Origin of the sequence: Buttiauxella noackiae ATCC 51607 (genome assembly GCF_001654865.1) — a bacterium.
Lineage (GTDB): Bacteria > Pseudomonadota > Gammaproteobacteria > Enterobacterales > Enterobacteriaceae > Buttiauxella > Buttiauxella noackiae.
The window spans coordinates 1-19667 of record NZ_LXEO01000047.1 but is presented as its reverse complement, the minus strand read 5'-3'; the positions used below and the strand labels follow the sequence as shown (position 1 = coordinate 19667).

General features: G+C 50.8%; 18 protein-coding genes. 14 read left to right on the top strand and 4 right to left on the bottom strand.

Features of this window, described 5'->3' with window-relative positions:
- The first annotated feature begins 116 nt into the window (after window positions 1–116).
- From osmY to deoD, 9 genes are all read left to right on the top strand, one after another.
- Window positions 117–701, top strand: coding sequence for a molecular chaperone OsmY (osmY, locus tag M979_RS14550; RefSeq protein WP_034459484.1), 585 nt, complete (start codon window positions 117–119; stop codon window positions 699–701).
- Between the two features lie 139 nt (window positions 702–840).
- Entirely contained in the window at window positions 841–1002 is a 162-nt protein-coding gene (locus M979_RS14545) for a DUF1328 domain-containing protein (protein WP_064513877.1), read from the top strand.
- 240 nt (window positions 1003–1242) lie between these two features.
- Window positions 1243–2295, top strand: a complete 1053-nt coding sequence (locus M979_RS14540; protein ID WP_064555355.1) for a patatin-like phospholipase family protein — start codon at window positions 1243–1245, stop codon at window positions 2293–2295.
- Window positions 2292–3071: a TatD family hydrolase gene (locus M979_RS14535; RefSeq protein ID WP_064555354.1), complete on the top strand. Its 780-nt coding sequence runs from the start codon at window positions 2292–2294 to the stop codon at window positions 3069–3071. The genes M979_RS14540 and M979_RS14535 overlap by 4 nt, the downstream gene beginning before the upstream one ends.
- Before the next feature lie 167 nt (window positions 3072–3238).
- Window positions 3239–4516 carry a NupC/NupG family nucleoside CNT transporter gene (locus M979_RS14530; RefSeq protein WP_034459478.1) on the top strand — a complete coding sequence of 426 codons (1278 nt, stop codon included), beginning with the start codon at window positions 3239–3241 and terminating at the stop codon, window positions 4514–4516.
- A 236-nt stretch (window positions 4517–4752) separates the two neighbouring features.
- Window positions 4753–5532, top strand: a complete 780-nt coding sequence (gene deoC / locus M979_RS14525) for a deoxyribose-phosphate aldolase (RefSeq protein ID WP_064555353.1) — start codon at window positions 4753–4755, stop codon at window positions 5530–5532.
- Between the two features lie 181 nt (window positions 5533–5713).
- Complete coding sequence (deoA, locus tag M979_RS14520) at window positions 5714–7033, top strand: thymidine phosphorylase (RefSeq protein WP_064555352.1); 1320 nt, start codon at window positions 5714–5716, stop codon at window positions 7031–7033.
- A gap of 73 nt (window positions 7034–7106) precedes the next feature.
- Window positions 7107–8330 carry a phosphopentomutase gene (gene deoB, locus M979_RS14515; RefSeq protein WP_034459472.1) on the top strand — a complete coding sequence of 408 codons (1224 nt, stop codon included), beginning with the start codon at window positions 7107–7109 and terminating at the stop codon, window positions 8328–8330.
- A gap of 59 nt (window positions 8331–8389) precedes the next feature.
- Complete coding sequence (gene deoD / locus M979_RS14510; RefSeq protein WP_034459469.1) at window positions 8390–9109, top strand: purine-nucleoside phosphorylase; 720 nt, start codon at window positions 8390–8392, stop codon at window positions 9107–9109.
- 430 nt (window positions 9110–9539) lie between these two features.
- Here the strand turns inward: deoD and lplA are convergent, their stop codons facing one another.
- Both lplA and M979_RS14500 read right to left on the bottom strand, forming a co-directional pair.
- On the bottom strand, window positions 9540–10556 hold the full coding sequence (gene lplA / locus M979_RS14505; RefSeq protein ID WP_064555351.1) for a lipoate--protein ligase: 1017 nt from the start codon (window positions 10554–10556) through the stop codon (window positions 9540–9542).
- A gap of 19 nt (window positions 10557–10575) precedes the next feature.
- Window positions 10576–11226, bottom strand: a complete 651-nt coding sequence (locus M979_RS14500) for a YtjB family periplasmic protein (RefSeq protein WP_034459464.1) — start codon at window positions 11224–11226, stop codon at window positions 10576–10578.
- 244 nt (window positions 11227–11470) lie between these two features.
- On the opposite strand from M979_RS14500, the gene serB reads away from it, so the two are divergent.
- From serB to nadR, 3 genes are read left to right on the top strand one after another with little or no spacing between them, the layout of a single operon-like run.
- Window positions 11471–12448 (top strand): phosphoserine phosphatase, encoded by a 978-nt coding sequence (gene serB / locus M979_RS14495; protein WP_034459462.1) that lies wholly within the window; start codon window positions 11471–11473, stop codon window positions 12446–12448.
- Window positions 12448–13839, top strand: a complete 1392-nt coding sequence (gene radA / locus M979_RS14490; protein WP_034459460.1) for a DNA repair protein RadA — start codon at window positions 12448–12450, stop codon at window positions 13837–13839. The genes serB and radA overlap by 1 nt, the downstream gene beginning before the upstream one ends.
- Window positions 13840–13875: 36 nt before the next feature.
- Complete coding sequence (gene nadR, locus M979_RS14485) at window positions 13876–15108, top strand: multifunctional transcriptional regulator/nicotinamide-nucleotide adenylyltransferase/ribosylnicotinamide kinase NadR (RefSeq protein ID WP_034459459.1); 1233 nt, start codon at window positions 13876–13878, stop codon at window positions 15106–15108.
- Between the two features lie 38 nt (window positions 15109–15146).
- Here nadR and ettA read toward each other — a convergent pair whose 3' ends face one another.
- On the bottom strand, window positions 15147–16814 hold the full coding sequence (gene ettA / locus M979_RS14480; RefSeq protein ID WP_034459457.1) for an energy-dependent translational throttle protein EttA: 1668 nt from the start codon (window positions 16812–16814) through the stop codon (window positions 15147–15149).
- A gap of 231 nt (window positions 16815–17045) precedes the next feature.
- On the opposite strand from ettA, the gene sltY reads away from it, so the two are divergent.
- Window positions 17046–18980 (top strand): murein transglycosylase, encoded by a 1935-nt coding sequence (sltY, locus tag M979_RS14475; RefSeq protein ID WP_064555350.1) that lies wholly within the window; start codon window positions 17046–17048, stop codon window positions 18978–18980.
- Between the two features lie 62 nt (window positions 18981–19042).
- Window positions 19043–19372: a trp operon repressor gene (gene trpR / locus M979_RS14470; RefSeq protein ID WP_034459454.1), complete on the top strand. Its 330-nt coding sequence runs from the start codon at window positions 19043–19045 to the stop codon at window positions 19370–19372.
- On the opposite strand, the gene yjjX is transcribed toward trpR, so the two are convergent.
- Window positions 19369–19667, bottom strand: a 299-nt coding sequence (gene yjjX, locus M979_RS14465; RefSeq protein ID WP_157093251.1) for an inosine/xanthosine triphosphatase, incomplete at its 5' end; no start/stop codon positions are given. The two genes, trpR and yjjX, sit on opposite strands and share 4 nt — an antisense overlap.

Below are 19667 nucleotides of genomic sequence, written 5' to 3'. Positions count from 1 at the left end.
GCTATTAAAAACTGAACTGAAAACTTTTGGACTGTAACAATTAGCCCAATTCTTAAGGAAAGCCGTTACGTTAAGGCTTACGCTCGAATTGTGAGCAAAACAATAGGAATTAATCGATGACTACGACTACGACTAAGATTTCTAAAACTCTGTTAGCTGTTGTTCTTGGCTCTGTATTGGCTGGTGGGAGTGCAATGGCGGCAGACACAGCAGGCGAAAAAATCGATAGCTCTGTAAAAGACGTCGGTAATTTCATGGATGACAGCGCAATCACGGCAAAAGTCAAAGCTGCGCTTGTCGATCACGACACTATCAAAAGCACCGATATTTCAGTGAAAACTGAAAAGAAAGTGGTGACGTTGAGTGGTTTTGTTGAAAGCCAGGCTCAGGCTGAACAAGCTGTCACGGTCGCGAAAGGCGTGGAAGGGGTTTCTTCCGTGAGCGACAAACTACATGTGCGTAACGGCTCTGATAAATCTGTCAGCGGTTATGCAGGCGATACTGCCACCACTAGCGAAATTAAAGCTAAGCTTTTAGCTGATGACATTGTCCCTTCACGTCACGTGAAAGTGGAAACCACTGAAGGTGTTGTACAGCTATCCGGTACTGTGGAATCGAATGCGCAGTCTGCTCGAGCCGAGAGTATAGCTAAAGCAGTTGATGGCGTGAAAAGCGTCAAAAACGACCTGAAAGTGAAGTAACAGGGCATATAGAAACTTTCTCCTTCGGCGTAATGCCGGGGGAGTAGGTCAGCAACATCGTTACTCAATATCGCCAATGAGTGTGTTCCAGGCACTCATCCAGAAGCGATTCGGGTTCATTATGGTTAAGGAGAAGCTTATGTTTCGTTGGGGCATTATTTTTCTGGTTATTGCGTTGATTGCAGCAGCACTGGGTTTTGGTACTCTCGCGGGTACTGCGGCAGGTGCAGCAAAAATTGTCTTCGTGGTAGGTATTATTCTGTTCCTGGTGAGTCTGTTTATGGGGCGAAAACGCCCTTAGCAATATTTCCGTGCTATAACATTTAGAGACAGACCAGAGAGCCAGTCTATTTAGACTGGCTCTCGCGTTTTTAATCGGCTAACAAATAACCAATAATAAATATCCTTTAGATTTCGAGTTGCAGCCAGGCGGGCAGGGAGAACATTCCTGACAGCTTAGTGAAGACAGTGACTGGGGTGATTGAGCGCAGCCAACGCCCCTGCGACTTAAAATGAAGGATAAAGAACCAAGGAAAGCAGGGTGGGACAAAGAATACCCGTTACGCTCGGCAATATTTCGCCGCTTGCGATCAAAACTTTTCGTCCCGGAAAACTCGCCATTGTTTGTGAAGGCGGCGGGCAGCGTGGGATATTCACAGCTGGCGTGCTGGACGAATTTATGCGCGCTAATTTCAACCCGTTTGACCTCTTCTTAGGCACTTCTGCCGGTGCGCAAAACCTCTCAGCTTACGTTTGTCACCAGCCGGGTTATGCCAGAAGAGTGATTACTCGTTTTACGACGACTCGCGAATTTTTTGATCCTCTGCGCTTTGTGCGTGGTGGGCATCTCATTGATCTCGATTGGCTTGTGGAATCCACTGCCACCAAAATCCCGCTTTCAATGACGACGGCCGAAAAGCTATTTGAATCTGGCAAAGCGTTTTATATGTGCGCCTGTCGTAGTGACGACTACACGCCGGGTTATTTTTCCCCAAATAGCGGCACCTGGCTGAATTTGCTTAAAGCATCAAGCGCGATTCCTGGTTTTTACCGTACCGGGGTGGAAATAGACGGCATCGGTTACCAGGATGGTGGGATAAGCGATGCGGTTCCAGTGAGAGAAGCTGTTCGTCTTGGAGCCGATACTCTGGTCGTCATTCGCACTGTGCCCTCACAAATGTATTACACACCTGAATGGTTTAAACGCATGGAGCGCTGGCTTGGCGACAGCAGCCTGCAACCGTTGCTAAACCTGGTGCATCACCATGAAGCCAGCTACCGCGAGATTCAGAATTTTATTGAAAAGCCGCCAGGTAAACTGCGTATCTTCGAGATTTACCCACCGAAACCGTTGATGAGCTCTGCATTGGGTAGTCGGTTACCCGCGCTAAATACCGACTATAAAACTGGGCGTTTGTGCGGGCGTTACTTCCTCGCAACCGTCGGGAAATTGCTCACGGATAAGCCACCAATAAAACGCCACCTTCCGCGTATTGTCGTTCCGCAGACCGTGGTCACTGAGCCATTGTCTAAAGCGGTGATTGAAACACCAGAAGCTAACGACTCCACTTTCAATAGCGAAGATACGGCGTGACGATGACGTTTTACGATACCCACTGTCACTTCGACTTTCCGCCGTTTAGCGATGATGAAACCAACAGCATTGCCCTCGCGGCGCAAGCGGGCGTAACAAAAATCATTGTTCCGGCCATCGAAGCAGACCGATTTAGTACCGTTCTGGCGCTGGCAGACAACTACCCTGCGTTGTATGCCGCGCTGGGTTTACATCCGATAGTGATTCACAAGCATCAGGATGCGTCTTTGGCGCTGCTCGAGCATCACCTGAAACAGCGGCCTGAAAAATTAGTGGCTATCGGTGAGATAGGGCTCGATCTTTATATGGAAAATCCGCTTTTTGATAAACAAGAAGTGATGCTGGATGCGCAGCTAAAACTGGCAAAATGTTATGATTTACCAGTCATTCTCCATTCACGCCGCACGCACGACAAACTTGCAGCGCATTTGAAGCGTCATAATTTACCGCGCACTGGTGTGGTACATGGCTTCTCGGGGAGCCTGCAACAGGCCGAGCGTTTTGTGGCGCTGGGTTACAAAATTGGTGTGGGTGGAACGATTACTTATCCACGCGCCAACAAAACGCGCGATGTTATGGCGCGCTTACCCCTTAGCGCGCTGGTTCTGGAAACGGATGCTCCTGATATGCCGCTTAACGGCTGGCAGGGACAGCCGAATCGCCCGGAACGCATTGTTGATGTTTTTCAGACACTTTCTACACTGCGTTCAGAACCTCCTGAAGTTATCGCGAATGTGATTATTAGTAACTGTAATGAATTATTTGCAATGAAATAGTAAGTAACAAAATGTGACTTAGCTCACTTAATAAGACAAACGTTTCTGTGAATGTCTATAAATACGTGATTGCCATTCCATTTGCTGGCCTCCCTGCCGTTATAATCCCGCCTCGCTGAGGTTTTTTAGCCCGCTTTCCTTTTTCATTCAATACACAGGGATTCTGTATGCAACTACTCATGGGATTGATCGGCATGATCGTTCTGCTGCTGATCGCCGTTTTACTTTCCAGTAATCGCAAAGCAATTAATCTGCGCACTGTATTAGGTGCATGGATTATTCAGGTCGGTATCGGGGCGCTAATCCTGTATGTTCCGGTCGGTCGCCAGGTTCTGCTCGCTATGTCCGAAGGGGTCGCTAACGTAATTGGTTACGGTAATGCGGGTATTTCCTTCCTGTTCGGTGGCTTAGTTTCAGACAAAATGTTCGAAGTCTTTGGCGGCGGTGGCTTTATTTTCGCACTGCGCGTTCTGCCAATTATTGTCTTCTTCTCCTCACTGATTGCTGTGCTGTATTACCTTGGCATTATGCAGCTAGTTATTCGTATTCTTGGCGGTGGCCTGCGTAAGGTTCTTAAAACCTCTCGTACAGAATCTCTTTCTGCAACAGCAAACATCTTTGTTGGTCAGACTGAAGCTCCGCTGGTTGTTCGTCCTTATATCGCCACTATGACGCGTTCAGAACTGTTCGCTGTAATGTGTGGTGGTTTGGCTTCTGTTGCAGGTTCAGTGCTGGCAGGTTACGCGCAAATGGGCGTGCCACTAGAATACCTGATTGCCGCTTCATTCATGGCAGCCCCAGGTGGGTTGCTGTTCGCCAAAATTATCTTGCCTGAGACTGAAACGCCAAACGACTCACCTGAACTGGAATCTTTGAAAAATGATCCAGACCGCCCGGCAAACGTGCTGGATGCGGCGGCATCAGGTGCAGCTTCTGGTATGCAACTGGCTCTGAACGTAGGCGCAATGCTGCTGGCGTTTGTTGCGTTGATTGCGTTGCTTAACGGCATGCTCTCTGGCATTGGTGGTTGGTTCAACTATCCGCAACTGTCTATGGAACTGATTCTGGGCTGGGTGTTCTCACCGCTGGCATGGATTATTGGTGTGCCGTGGAGTGAAGCGAACGTTGCAGGTTCATTCATCGGTCAGAAGTTGATCATCAACGAATTTGTTGCGTACCTGAACTTCGGGGAATACCTGAAAGATGACGCGACTGTAGCGGCAGCAGGCTTGCAGGTTCTCTCCTCCCACACCAAAGCAATTATCTCCTTCGCTCTGTGTGGCTTTGCTAACCTTTCTTCTATCGCTATTTTGATTGGTGGGCTTGGAAGCATGGCTCCAAACCGTCGTCATGACATTGCACAGTTAGGTCTGAAGGCTGTAGCAGCAGGTACATTGTCAAACCTGATGAGTGCCACAATTGCCGGGGTCTTCCTGTCATTATAAAAAAGGCGATGTTAAAATTATAACACCCCTGTAAAATCAATGGCTGGCGCTTGCGCCGGCCATTTTTTATTTCTGATGGCGACTTTTCCGTTATCACTCCTTGTTAAATCACATATACTGTACAAATTATGTAATTTCACCGTGGCTTTTGTGAAGCTATACACAAAACCATCAGGGTTGTGAATGTTATAATTATAACATCGCAACTGATTCTATATCTTTTGTTGGAGAATGTTATGACCGATTTAACTGCAAGCAGCCTGCGCGCTCTGAAACTGATGGACCTGACGACCCTGAATGACGATGACACGAACGAAAAAGTGATCGCACTTTGTCATCAGGCAAAAACTTCAGTGGGCAATACTGCAGCTATTTGTATCTACCCGCGTTTCATCCCAATCGCGCGTAAAACTCTGAATGCTCAGGGCACTCCTGATATTCGCATCGCTACAGTGACCAACTTCCCACACGGCAACGATGACATCGAAATCGCACTGGCTGAAACTCGTGCTGCTATTGCCTATGGCGCAGACGAGGTTGATGTGGTGTTCCCATACCGCGCGCTTATCGCCGGTAACGAACAAGTTGGTTTCGAACTGGTGAAAGCCTGTAAAGAAGCCTGTGCTGCGGCTAACGTTTTGCTGAAAGTCATCATCGAAACCGGCGAGCTGAAAGAAGAAGCACTGATTCGTAAAGCTTCTAAAATTTCCATCAAAGCAGGCGCTGATTTCATCAAAACCTCTACTGGTAAAGTGCCAGTCAACGCAACACCTGAAAGCGCACGCATCATGATGGAAGTTATTCGTGATATGGGCGTTGAAAAAACTGTTGGTTTCAAACCAGCGGGTGGCGTGCGTACTGCAGAAGATGCAGCGCTGTTCCTGTCAATTGCTGATGATCTGTTTGGTGCTGACTGGGCTGATTCCCGTCACTACCGCTTTGGCGCTTCCAGCCTGCTCGCAAGCTTGTTAAAAGCTCTGGGCCATGGCGACGGTAAAAGCGCAAGCAGCTACTAATTACTCGTCATACTTCAAGCTGCAGGTGCGTTGGCTGTGTGCTCTCACCCCAGTCACTTACTCGTGTAAGCTCCTGGGCGTCGTTCCCTTGCCACCTACCTGCAACTCGAATTATTTAGAGTAATGTTTATTCGCGGCGGTTTCCCCGCCGCATTTCACCTGATGTGCTCAGGGGGTTACCTTGTTCCTCGCTCAAGAAATTATTCGTAAAAAACGTGATGGTCATGCTCTAAGTGATGAGGAGATTCGTTTCTTCATTAATGGTATTCGAGATAACACCATCTCCGAAGGGCAGATTGCCGCGCTGGCAATGACTATCTTCTTCCACGACATGACTATGCCTGAACGCGTATCACTGACCATGGCGATGCGAGATTCAGGAACCGTACTGGACTGGAAGAGCCTTAACCTGAACGGCCCAATTGTTGATAAACATTCCACGGGTGGCGTGGGTGATGTGACATCCTTAATGCTTGGCCCAATGGTGGCGGCATGTGGTGGTTATATCCCAATGATTTCTGGCCGCGGTTTAGGCCACACTGGCGGTACGCTCGATAAACTCGAAGCGATCCCAGGCTTTGATATTTTCCCGGACGATAACCGTTTCCGCGACATCATCAAAAATGTCGGTGTGGCAATTATCGGCCAGACTAACTCGCTTGCTCCGGCTGACAAACGTTTCTACGCGACGCGTGACATTACCGCGACCGTAGACTCCATCCCGCTGATTACCGCGTCGATTCTTGCGAAGAAACTGGCCGAAGGCCTGGATGCGCTGGTGATGGACGTGAAAGTGGGCAGTGGCGCATTTATGCCGACCTATGAGCTTTCTGAATTACTCGCCGAAGCGATTGTTGGCGTGGCAAACGGCGCGGGTGTTAAAACCACGGCACTGCTGACTGATATGAACCAGGTGCTGGCATCCAGCGCGGGTAATGCTGTTGAAGTTCGTGAAGCGGTACAATTCCTGACGGGCGAACATGTTAATCCGCGTCTGCATGAAGTGACCATGGCGCTGTGCGTGGAAATGTTACTTTCCGGCAACCTTGCGAAAGACGACGCCGAAGCGCGTTCAAAACTGCAAGCAGTGCTGGATAACGGTAAAGCGGCAGAAGTCTTTGGCCGTATGGTTGCAGCTCAGAAAGGCCCGGCAGATTTCGTCGAAAACTACGCGAAATACCTACCAACTGCAGTTCTGAGCAAGCCGGTATTCGCAGACCGTGCTGGTTTCGTAAACCAGATGGACACTCGTGCATTAGGTATGGCTGTCGTTTCCATGGGCGGTGGCCGTCGTCAGGCATCTGACACCATCGACTACAGCGTTGGTTTTACCGACATGGCTCGTCTGGGCGACAGTGTGGATACCACACGTCCGTTGGCAGTGATTCATGCGGCAAGTGAAGCCCAATGGCAGGAAGCGGCCCGTGCTGTTAAAGCGGCAATTAAAGTTAACGAGACCGCACCAGCACAAACGCCAGAAGTGTATCGCCGTATTAGCTAATTGCTGGCATACTGATCTGATCACTTTTTGAAACGCCTCCGGGCGTTTCAGGCGCAACGACGCAGGAGAAATTATGAAACGTGCATTTATTATGGTGCTGGACTCTTTCGGCATCGGCGCAACAGAAGATGCAGCAAAATTTGGCGATGTTGGCTCTGATACTTTCGGGCACATTGCAGAAGCTTGTGCCAAAGGCGAAGCAGACAAAGGTCGTAAAGGGCCGCTTCATCTGCCAAACCTGACGCGTTTGGGGCTGGTAAAAGCCGCCGAAGGTTCTACCGGTAAAATTCCAGCAGGTATGGACGGTAATGCAGAAGTTATCGGTGCATATGGCTGGGCGCATGAACTTTCATCCGGTAAAGACACTCCGTCTGGTCACTGGGAAATCGCCGGTGTTCCTGTACTGTTTGACTGGGGTTATTTCTCTGATACGCAAAATAGCTTCCCGCAAGAACTGCTGGAAAAGCTGGTCAAGCGTGCAAACCTGCCTGGTTACCTCGGTAACTGCCACTCTTCCGGTACTGTGATTCTGGATGAACTGGGTGAAGAGCATATGAAAACCGGCAAGCCGATTTTCTATACCTCTGCTGACTCCGTGTTCCAGATTGCTTGCCACGAAGAAACTTACGGCCTGGACAAACTCTATGAGCTGTGCGAAATCGCGCGTGAAGAGTTGACCGAAGGTGGCTACAACATTGGCCGTGTTATTGCACGTCCGTTTGTCGGCGATAAAGCGGGTAACTTCCAGCGTACTGGTAACCGCCATGACCTGGCTGTTGAACCACCAGCACCAACCGTGTTGAAAAAACTGGTTGATGAGAAAAATGGTCAGGTTGTTTCCGTGGGCAAAATTGCGGATATCTACGCTGAAGTCGGTATCACCAAAAAAGTGAAAGCGACGGGCCTGGATGCGCTGTTTGATGCCACCATCAAAGAGATGAAAGAAGCCGGTGATGAGACTATCGTGTTCACCAACTTCGTTGATTTTGACTCATCTTATGGCCACCGCCGCGACGTTGCAGGTTATGCCGCAGCATTAGAACTGTTTGACCGCCGCCTGCCGGAACTGATGGAACTGCTGAAAGAGGACGATATTCTGATCCTCACCGCTGACCACGGTTGTGACCCGACCTGGCAAGGCACTGACCATACTCGTGAACACATTCCTGTATTGGTCTACGGCCCGAAAGTGAAAGCTGGCTCTCTCGGCCACCGTGAAACCTTCGCGGATATCGGCCAGACCGTTGCCAGCTATTTCGGCACGTCCCCAATGGACTACGGCAAAAACATGCTGTGATTTTGTCGGGCGGTTGAATTGCCGCCCGCACTGAACCTCTTACAAAAGGAATAATAAAGATGGCAACGCCTCATATTAATGCAGAAATGGGTGATTTCGCAGACGTAGTACTGATGCCTGGCGACCCGCTGCGTGCAAAGCATATTGCAGAAACTTTCCTCGAAGATGTTCGTGAAGTGAACAACGTGCGTGGCATGTTGGGCTTCACCGGTACTTACAAGGGCCGCAAAATCTCCGTAATGGGTCATGGTATGGGTATCCCGTCCTGCTCCATCTACACCAAAGAGCTGATCACTGATTTCGGCGTGAAGAAAATCATTCGTGTGGGTTCGTGCGGCGCGGTACGTGCTGATGTGAAGCTGCGTGATGTGGTTATTGGCATGGGTGCTTGCACCGACTCTAAAGTGAACCGTCTGCGTTTCAAAGACCACGACTTTGCAGCAATCGCTGACTTCGATATGGTTCGCAATGCCGTTGATGCAGCTAAAGCGCTGGGCGTAGACGCTCGCGTAGGCAACATCTTCTCCGCAGACCTGTTCTACACGCCAGACCCAACCATGTTTGACGTAATGGAAAAATACGGCATCCTGGGCGTGGAAATGGAAGCGGCCGGGATCTACGGCGTGGCAGCAGAGTTCGGTGCTAAAGCACTGACTATCTGTACTGTATCTGACCATATCCGTACCCACGAGCAGACAACTGCCGAAGAGCGCCAGACGACCTTTAACGACATGATCAAGATTGCTCTTGAATCTGTGTTACTGGGCGACAAAGAGTAAGATTTTAAAGGGTGCTTCGGCACCCTTTTATTTTTCATAGTATCTATTCAGTTTCTCTCTTTCATTCCTCACTTCTTTTACCTTTCAAATGCATAGCGCGACAGATCTATTCATAAATCTATTCACATGAGCGCTCTGACGGATTTACTACTACACGGGCTACAAACTCATTGCGGCAGCGTTTGGGTGTCAGCCAGGTGAGGTTTTCACGGCCGGTAAACACTGAAAGTGATGTCATCAAAGCGGGAGAGGCCAGAGCAACTCAAAAGTCTCTGATCAGACCGGTGCGTCAGATTAGACAGTTTCCGTTCTGGCAAATTAGATGATGCAGGGCAGGCCTGAATCAGGAGATTAGCCCGGCGTTTCTCGGGCTATGCAGGGAGAGGGCATTACAACTTGATACCGTTGAGGCAAACGTTAAGCGGCTCGCTTAGCGCACTGTCTGCGCAATCCACGCGCTCAACTCGCGTAATTCGGCTTCTTGTTCCGGGAAATCGGCAATCAGAGTTTCGCACTGTTGGTGCAACATATCGCTACGATACAGGCATCCCTGTAAACGTGCCGCCAGAGCTTCTAAAGGCGCAGGGTTCAGGCTATCGGTAAAAATTTGTGTGCGGGTGATATGCCCTTTCTCAACATCGAAATGCAGCTCAATGCCGCCCCATGTAAAACGCTGATCCAGCAAATGGCTGAACGCTGGAGCCTGGCCGAAATTCCATTCCCAGCTGCTTTGGCGGGCAAAGGTTTCCGCAAATCCGGGTAGGTCGGGCAGGGCGTCAGGCGAGATATGTTCCGCTTCAACGCGTTCGCCGTAATAAGCAAAGAATGATTCGCGCACCGCATCGCAAATTTGCTCATGGGTTAAGCCTGGTAACAGATCGCTGAGGTTTGCAACGCGTCCACGCACAGACGTTATTCCTTTGGCTTTAAGTTTTTTCTCATCTGGATTCAGGTAGTTAGCCAGACGGCTTAAATCGGCGTTGAGCAGCAGTGTGCCATGGTGGAAACCACGATCCATGGTTTCTTTATATGCAGATCCTGAAACTTTGCGTGGCCCTTCAGCAGTGGCAACTTCCAGATCGTTGCGCCCGGAAGCAGTTGCGCTAATTCCCAGTGAATTGAGTGCATTAACGACAATAGCGGTAGATACGCTTTTGTCGTATTCCGGCTTCCCGGCCATAAACGTGAAACAGGTATTCCCCAAATCGTGGAAAACAGCGCCGCCGCCACTGCTGCGTCTTGCCAGGCGCACGTTATCTTCTTCCATGCGGCGGGTGTTGCACTCTTTCCACGGGTTTTGCGCCCGCCCAATTACGACGGTATCTGCGTTACGCCATAAAAAGAGCACGCGCTGAGTTGCGGGCATTTGGCGGAAAATACACTCTTCTACGGCCAGGTTGAACCAGGGATCGTAAGAGTCAGAAATAAGCAGTCGTAAGGTCGTCATCGTAGAAATCCTTTCTTATCTATGGCTTATTGGCCGCCTGTTCTTCCTCATCTTCTTTCACTTCGGTATTTGCAGTGAGAAGGAAAGGAGACTGCTGCCAGCGGGTGCGTTTACCCTGCAAAAGCGTACGTGTCAGCACAATACCAATTGCTAACGCCAGCAACATCATCAGGCGCAGAATATTCGTGGTGTTATCCACCTGTTTGGCTTCGGTAGCGAGCGTGTGGGTATCAAGCGTGATTCGTAGATAGCCAACCGGCCCGTCTTTATCTTCAATAGCCTGGACAATTTGTTGATTGAAATAACTGCCAGCTTTTTTGCCATCCAGCGCCAGTCTGTCGCGTACGCCAATCCCTTCACCAGCTCGCGCGATTTGGTCGCCGCTATCGTCATAAACGCCCGCATCCAGAATACGGCTGTCCTGAGTCAATAACTTGAGGACGGCTGAAATCTTTTTCTCATCCGGGTTTTCGGATTTCATCAGCGGCGTCAGATTGTAACTCACCTGGCGTGCCAGGGTTTTGGCTAGCTCTTCAAGCTGAACGTTACGGGCCTGTTGATGCCCCTGGCTAAACCACGACGCTCCCTGCATCAGCGCGACTAAAAGTGCGAGGCAGATAAGCACAATCACTGCACGATGCAGCCTGAATTTCATTTTTGCCCGAGCCATAATGCACCTTAGAAAAATTGCCGGTTTTACTGCACAGTTTAATGTTGCCAGAAGCCGCACAGACAAGGTAGCCTCATGCGTTGTTTTATACCCATCATCCTTCAAGCTGCAGGGGTGTTGGCTGCAGACGCTCACTCCGGTCACTTACTCAAGTAAGATCCAGGGGGGGGTCGTGCTGGCCGCCTACCTGCAACTCGAATGTTAATCGGTATACTCTGGCCTTTATCTTTTTTCTGGAGCTGTGATGCCAAATAGTCTGACCTGGTGCGACCTGCCGACCGATGTCTCTCTCTGGCCTGGGTTGCCGCTATCGTTAAGTGGTGATGAAGTGATGCCACTCGATTACCGTGCTGGCCGCAGCGGCTGGCTTCTGTATGGTCGGAATCTGGATAAAGAGTGCCTGAATCGCTACCAACGTAAACTGGGTGCGGCGATGGTAATCGTCACCGCGTGGTGTGTTGAAGACTATCAGGTTATTCGCCTGGCAGGTTCATTAACACCCCGAGCCACCAAGCTTGCGCATGAGGCTGGGTTAGATGTTGCCCCGCTGGGTAAAATCCCTCATCTACGCACACCTGGCCTGCTGGTGATGGACATGGATTCCACCGCCATCCAAATCGAATGTATCGATGAAATCGCTAAACTGGCGGGTACCGGTGAAATGGTAGCGGAAGTCACCGAGCGCGCGATGCGTGGCGAACTGGACTTCGCGGCAAGCCTGAAGCAACGCGTTGCAACCCTCAAAGGGGCAAATGCTTCTATTTTGCGCCAGGTGCGTGATGAGCTGCCGCTGATGCCTGGGTTGACTTCTCTGGTGCTTAAGCTCGAATCGTTAGGCTGGAAAGTGGCGATTGCTTCCGGTGGCTTCACCTTCTTTGCAGAGTATCTGCGCGACAAACTGCATTTGCATGCGGTCGTGGCAAATGAGCTGGAAATTTGCGACGGCAAACTGACCGGTGAGGTCATTGGTCAAATTGTTGATGCCCAATTCAAAGCCGATACGCTCAAACGCCTTGCGGATAAATATGAAATCCCTGTCGCGCAAACTGTTGCAATTGGTGATGGCGCGAATGATTTACCGATGATTCTGTCTGCCGGGCTGGGTATCGCTTATCACGCGAAACCGAAGGTTAATGAGAAAACAGAAATCACCATCCGTCATGCTGATTTGATGGGTGTATTCTGTATTCTTTCAGGCAGTCTTATTCAGGAAGAACGCTAATGGCGAAAGCGCCGAAACGTGCATTTGTCTGCAACGAATGTGGTGCAGATTATCCTCGCTGGCAAGGGCAATGCAGCGCCTGCCAGGCGTGGAACACTATCACTGAGGTGCGTATTGCCGCCTCACCGACAGTTGCGCGTAACGAGCGTTTGTCTGGTTATGCCGGTAGTGCGGGCGTCAGCAAAGTACAAAAACTTTCCGATATCAGCCTCGAAGAGCTACCGCGTTTTTCCACCGGTTTTAAAGAGTTTGACCGCGTACTGGGCGGCGGCGTCGTGCCGGGTAGTGCCATTCTGATTGGTGGTAACCCTGGGGCCGGTAAATCCACGCTGCTACTGCAAACGCTGTGCAAACTCAGCGAACAAATGAAAACGCTGTACGTCACCGGTGAGGAGTCGCTACAACAAGTGGCGATGCGCGCCCACCGCCTGGGTTTGCCGACCAACAATCTGAATATGCTTTCGGAAACCGGCATCGAGCAAATCTGCATGATTGCCGAAGAAGAAGCGCCGAAGCTGATGGTCATCGACTCCATTCAGGTGATGCACATGGCCGACGTGCAGTCGTCGCCGGGAAGTGTAGCGCAGGTGCGTGAGTCTGCCGCTTACCTGACGCGCTTTGCCAAAACGCGTGGTGTGGCGATTATCATGGTCGGTCACGTCACTAAAGACGGTTCACTTGCCGGGCCAAAAGTCCTCGAACACTGTATCGACTGCTCGGTAATGCTTGATGGCGATGCCGATTCCCGTTTCCGCACACTGCGCAGCCACAAAAACCGTTTTGGTGCAGTAAATGAGCTGGGCGTGTTCGCCATGACGGAGCAGGGGTTGCGTGAAGTGAGTAACCCTTCCGCTATCTTCCTGAGCCGTGGTGATGAAGTCACACCCGGTAGCTCGGTAATGGTGGTGTGGGAAGGGACGCGTCCGCTGCTGGTAGAGATTCAGGCGCTGGTGGATCAATCTATGATGTCCAACCCACGCCGGGTTGCTGTTGGTCTTGAGCAAAACCGTCTGGCGATTTTGTTGGCCGTTTTACACCGCCATGGCGGGCTGCAAATGGCTGACCAGGATGTGTTTGTGAACGTGGTTGGCGGTGTGAAAGTTACCGAAACCAGTGCTGACCTCGCCTTACTACTGGCGATGGTATCTAGCCTGCGCAACCGGGCTTTGCCGCAGGATTTAGTTGTGTTTGGTGAAGTTGGGCTGGCAGGTGAAATTCGTCCGGTGCCAAGTGGGCAGGAGCGTATTTCCGAAGCGGCAAAACACGGCTTTAAACGCGCGATTGTTCCGCAGGCCAACGTGCCGAAAAAACTACCGGAAGGGATGCAGGTCTTCGGGGTGAAAAAACTTGCTGATGCGCTGGCAGTGTTTGACGACTTACAAGACTTATAATTGTATATTTGCCCAATTTTGCAGGAGGCAGGCAGCATGTCGTCATTTGAGTATTTAAAAACCGCTATTCGCCAGCAGAACGTTACCCTGCAGCAAGTTGCGGAATCCTGCGGTATGACCAAGGGCTATCTTAGCCAGCTACTTAACGCCAAAATCAAAAGCCCAAGCGCTCAAAAACTTGAAGCCCTGCACCGTTTCCTCGGGCTGGAATTTCCCCGCCGTGAGAAAAAGGTTGGTGTTGTATTCGGGAAGTTTTATCCCCTGCATACCGGCCATATCTACCTGATTCAACGCGCAGCAAGCCAGGTTGATGAGTTACATATCATCATGGGCTATGACGAAACCCGAGATCGTCTTCTGTTTGAAGACAGTGCCATGTCACAACAGCCGACAACCGGCGACCGTCTGCGCTGGTTGCTTCAAACCTTTAAGTACCAGAAAAATATTCGCATTCATTCGTTTAACGAAGAAGGGATGGAGCCATATCCACACGGTTGGGATGTCTGGAGCCGCGGCATCAAAGCTTTTATGGAAAGCAAAGGCATTAATCCTGACTGTATCTACACCTCTGAAGAGAATGATGCACCACGGTTTATCGAACAGCTCGGCATTGAGACCGTGCTTATCGACCCGAAGCGGACATTTATGAATATCAGCGGTGGGCAGATCCGCGAAAACCCATTCCGCTACTGGGAATATATTCCAACTGAAGTAAAACCGTTCTTTGTCCGAACCGTCGCGATTCTGGGCGGGGAATCGAGCGGTAAGTCGTGGATGGTGAATAAGCTCGCCAATATTTTCAACACCACCAGCGCCTGGGAATACGGGCGTGACTATGTCTTTTCTCATCTGGGTGGCGATGAGATGGCGCTGCAATATTCCGACTACGATAAAATTGCGATAGGGCATGCTCAGTACGTTGATTTTGCAGTGAAATATGCCAATAAAGTTGCTTTTATCGATACTGACTTTGTGACGACTCAGGCATTCTGTAAAAAGTATGAAGGGCGCGAACACCCATTTGTGCAGGCGCTGATTGATGAGTACCGCTTTGATCTGGTGATTTTGCTGGAGAACAACACGCCGTGGGTAGCCGATGGCTTGCGTAGTCTGGGCAGTGATACCGACAGGAAATCGTTCCAGAATCTTTTGGTGTCGATGCTTGATGAGAACAACATCAGCTATGTTCATGTAGAAGAACCTGACTATGATTCTCGCTTCTTGCGCTGTGTTGATTTGGTGAAGAACATGATTGGCGAACGCCGATAAAACAACCCTCTCCCTTGCAGGAGAGGGTTTCAGAACAATTACTTGGTTACGCGCTTGTACTTAATACGCTTAGGTTCCAGCGCATCCGCACCAAGGGTGCGTTTCTTGTACTCTTCGTACTCAGTAAAGTTACCTTCGAAGAATTCCACTTTGCCTTCATCCTGGTAGTCCAGAATGTGCGTGGCAATACGGTCAAGGAACCAACGGTCGTGCGAGATAACCATTGCACAGCCTGGGAATTCCAACAGGGCGTTTTCTAACGCGCGCAGGGTTTCGATATCCAGGTCGTTTGTTGGTTCATCGAGCAGCAGGACGTTGCCGCCAACTTGCAGCAGTTTCGCAAGATGCAGACGACCACGCTCACCACCGGACAGTTCACCAACACGTTTACCCTGGTCAACGCCTTTAAAGTTAAAGCGGCCAACGTAGGCGCGGCTTGGCATTTCGGTGTTGCCGATGCGCATGATGTCCTGCCCGCCGGAAACTTCTTCCCACACGGTTTTGCTGCTGTCCATTGCGTCACGGAACTGATCGACAGACGCCAGTTTAACGGTTTCGCCCAGTTCGATGGTGCCGCTGTCAGGCTGTTCCTGGCCGGACATCATACGGAACAGGGTAGATTTACCCGCGCCGTTCGGGCCGATGATCCCCACAATCGCGCCTTTCGGTACGGAGAAGGACAAATCGTCGATCAGCAGGCGGTCGCCGTAGGATTTACGCAGATTGGTAACCTCAACGACTTTATCGCCCAGGCGTGCGCCAGGTGGAATAAACAGTTCGTTGGTTTCGTTACGTTTCTGGTATTCGGTGTTGTTCAGTTCTTCAAAGCGAGCCAGACGGGCCTTGCCTTTAGACTGACGGCCTTTCGCGCCCTGACGAACCCACTCCAGCTCTTTCTCAATGGATTTACGGCGCGCCGCTTCCGTTGAGGCTTCCTGAGCCAGACGTGCGTCTTTCTGCTCAAGCCAGGAGGAATAGTTACCTTCCCACGGAATACCTTCACCGCGGTCAAGTTCCAGAATCCAGCCTGCAACGTTATCGAGGAAGTAACGGTCGTGGGTAATCGCCACAACAGTGCCTTCGAAGTCGTGCAGGAAGCGCTCGAGCCACGCCACGGATTCAGCATCCAGGTGGTTCGTTGGTTCGTCGAGCAGCAGCATGTCTGGTTTTTCGAGCAGCAGGCGGCACAGGGCGACACGGCGACGTTCACCACCGGACAGGTTAGCGATTTTCGCATCCCAGTCAGGCAAGCGCAGTGCGTCAGCGGCGCGTTCAAGTTGCACGTTCAGGTTGTGGCCGTCGTGTGCCTGAATGATTTCTTCAAACTTACCCTGTTGGGCAGCCAGTTTGTCGAAATCGGCGTCCGGCTCAGCGTATTTGGCATACACTTCGTCGAGGCCTTTGAGGGCATTAACCACTTCAGAAACCGCTTCTTCAACAGATTCGCGAACCGTGTGCTCCAGATTGAGCTTCGGTTCCTGCTCTAAGTAGCCAATTTTCAGGCCAGGTTGTGGACGGGCTTCACCTTCAATGTCGGTATCAATGCCGGCCATAATGCGCAGCAGCGTGGATTTACCGGCACCGTTCAGACCCAGTACGCCGATCTTGGCGCCAGGGAAGAAACTGAGCGAGATATTTTTCAGGATATGACGTTTCGGCGGAACAACTTTGCCGACACGATGCATGGTATAAACGAATTGAGCCACAGTGCGACTTCGCCTCTTTTTCGTGATTTAAGATGGTTCGTATCAAAGGCGAAGTGTAGCCGTTTTCAGCAGGTAATCCCAGCAGGGGAAGACGGATGTGTTACCCGAAACACCCTGGACAGTGTTATACCCAAAATAACGTGCTCTGGCGTGGCGAAACAGCAATGGCAGAGTTAGCATGAAGTAACTGATGGCGGCATGATGCTGCCTGTAAATATGTGAGGAGAACTTGTGGGGAAAGCCAAACAAGTCGCGGGACAATTGCTGGTGGCGATTGTAAGCCTTGCGGCATTAACTCATGCAGTTCGTGCGGATTCGCTCGATGAGCAACGCATCCGATACGCACAAATCAAACAAGCGTGGGATAGCAAGCAAATGGATGTGGTGCAGCAAATGATGCCCACGTTGCAGGATTATCCTCTCTATCCTTATCTCGAATATCGCCAGATTACAGACGACTTAATGAATGAGCCCACGCTTGTCGTTAGTCGCTTTATTGAGGCAAACCCAACGCTACCGCCAGCTCGCTCCTTGAAATCACGCTTTGTGAATGAACTCGCCCGTCGTGAAGACTGGCGTGGCTTGCTGGCATTCAGCCCTGAACAGCCGGGCACGACCGAATCTAAATGTAATTATTACTACGCGAAATGGAACACCGGTCAGGCGGATGCTGCATGGGCGGGAGCCAAAGATTTATGGTTGACGGGCAAAAATCTGCCGTCGAGCTGTGACCGTTTATTCTCGGCGTGGCGCTCTTCAGGGACACAAGATCCGTTGGCCTATCTGGAGCGTATTCGCCTGGCGATGAAAGAGGGCAATACCTCGCTGGTCAATAACCTCGCAGGTCAGATGCCTGCGGATTACCAGACCATCTCCAGCGCGCTAATAAATCTGCAAAACAACCCCAATTCGGTGCTGACATTTGCCCAGTCCGTGGGCGCAACAGACTTTACGCGCCAGGCTGCGGCGATTGCGTTTACCCGAGTGGCGCGGGATGACGTAGAAAATGCGCGCATGATGATCCCATCACTGGTGCAAGCGCAGCAACTTAATGACTCTCAGGCTCAGGAGCTCAGAGATACCGTTGCCTGGCGCTTGATGGGCAACGATGTTACGGCTGAACAGGCTGCATGGCGTGATGATGCCATTATGCGTTCAGAATCAACGACCCTCGTTGAGCGACGTGTGCGTATGGCGCTGGGAACGGGGGATCGTGTTGGTCTGAATACCTGGCTTGCGCGTTTACCAATGGAAGCCAAAGAGAAAGATGAATGGCGCTACTGGCAAGCAGATCTATTGTTGGAACGAGGCCGTGATGCGGAAGCTAATGAGATCCTCAGGGCGCTTATGCAGCAAAGAGGATTTTATCCGATGGTGGCAGCCCAGCGTTTAGGGGAAGACTACCCGTTGCGTGTCGATAAAGCAGTTGCTGTGAATCCGGCGCTGGTGCAGGGGCCAGAAATGGCGCGAGTCCGCGAGCTAATGTACTGGCAGATGGATAACACTGCGCGCAGCGAATGGGCAAACTTGATCACCAGCCGCAGCAAACCCGAGCAAGAAGGATTAGCGCGTTATGCGTTTGATCAAAACTGGTGGGATCTTAGCGTACAGGCAACGATCGCAGGGAAGCTTTGGGATCATCTCGAAGAGCGTTTCCCGCTGGCTTATAAAGAGGCGTTTTCTCGCTATGTGAGTGGTAAAGACATCTCGCAAAGCTATGCAATGGCGATTGCGCGTCAGGAAAGTGCCTGGAACCCGAAAGTTAAATCACCTGTTGGAGCCAGCGGCTTGATGCAAGTTATGCCAGCTACGGCTGCACATACCGTGAAAGTGTTCAACATTCCGGGCTACAGTAGCCCCTCTCAGTTACTCGACCCTGAAACCAATATCAATATTGGTACGACGTATTTGCAGTCCGTCTATCAACAATTCGAGAACAACAGGATCTTCTCGTCAGCTGCGTATAACGCGGGGCCTGGACGCGTCAGAACCTGGCTTGGCAACAGTGCCGGACGCATCGATGCAATTGCGTTTGTTGAGAGTATTCCATTTTCAGAAACGCGCGGATATGTGAAAAACGTGCTGGCTTATGATGCGTATTATCAGTACTTCATGGGTAAATCAGCGCCGTTGCTGACCAATGCTGAGTGGCAACGCCGTTATTGATTTTGGGGTGTCCATGTTATGCTATCGTACTAGTTAATTAGTATAAAGTAGGGTGGCATAACATGACTCAGCACTCTCAATATTCGGCAGAGCATGCCGAACAAAGCAATCAAGAGTGGCTCCGCTTTGTGGAGTTGCTACAACAATCGTTCGACAAGCAGCTACATATGCCGTTGTTGATGTTGTTACTGACACCAGACGAACGCACAGCCCTTGGGACTCGTGTCAGAATTGTCGAAGAGTTACTGCGCGGCGAGATGAGTCAGCGTGAACTTAAAAATGAGCTGGGTGCGGGCATTGCGACTATTACCCGTGGCTCAAATAGCTTGAAATCTGCTCCGCCAGCGCTGCGAGCATGGCTGGAGCAGGAGTTGTTGAGTGCGAAAGATTAACGATAAACGTCGTTATGGAATGGGCTCAGCGCCAGAATAACCGCCTGGTGGTAAACGCTACTGCGAGTCAATTTCCCGGCGGTAAATACGCCAATCGCACCCTCTTTACGACCAATTTTATCGATACCCGTATAGGCGGACATCACAGGCCCTAACGCTTCGCCTGCACGTACTTTTTCAAGAATGATGGCAGGAAGTGGGAGCGTTGCTGAACGGGCTTCGCCACGTTTATTTTGGTTTTCAATCACGACCCAGCTAAAAGTGCTGTCATCATCAATTCCCGCCTCAACCGCCA

Coding starts and splice junctions, on each gene's coding strand:
- osmY (WP_034459484.1), top strand. CDS start 117: ATGACTACGACTACGACTAAGATTTCTAAAACTCTGTTAGCTGTTGTT.
- M979_RS14545 (WP_064513877.1), top strand. CDS start 841: ATGTTTCGTTGGGGCATTATTTTTCTGGTTATTGCGTTGATTGCAGCA.
- M979_RS14530 (WP_034459478.1), top strand. CDS start 3,239: ATGCAACTACTCATGGGATTGATCGGCATGATCGTTCTGCTGCTGATC.
- deoC (WP_064555353.1), top strand. CDS start 4,753: ATGACCGATTTAACTGCAAGCAGCCTGCGCGCTCTGAAACTGATGGAC.
- deoB (WP_034459472.1), top strand. CDS start 7,107: ATGAAACGTGCATTTATTATGGTGCTGGACTCTTTCGGCATCGGCGCA.
- deoD (WP_034459469.1), top strand. CDS start 8,390: ATGGCAACGCCTCATATTAATGCAGAAATGGGTGATTTCGCAGACGTA.
- lplA (WP_064555351.1), bottom strand. CDS start 10,556: ATGACGACCTTACGACTGCTTATTTCTGACTCTTACGATCCCTGGTTC.
- M979_RS14500 (WP_034459464.1), bottom strand. CDS start 11,226: ATGGCTCGGGCAAAAATGAAATTCAGGCTGCATCGTGCAGTGATTGTG.
- serB (WP_034459462.1), top strand. CDS start 11,471: ATGCCAAATAGTCTGACCTGGTGCGACCTGCCGACCGATGTCTCTCTC.
- radA (WP_034459460.1), top strand. CDS start 12,448: ATGGCGAAAGCGCCGAAACGTGCATTTGTCTGCAACGAATGTGGTGCA.
- nadR (WP_034459459.1), top strand. CDS start 13,876: ATGTCGTCATTTGAGTATTTAAAAACCGCTATTCGCCAGCAGAACGTT.
- trpR (WP_034459454.1), top strand. CDS start 19,043: ATGACTCAGCACTCTCAATATTCGGCAGAGCATGCCGAACAAAGCAAT.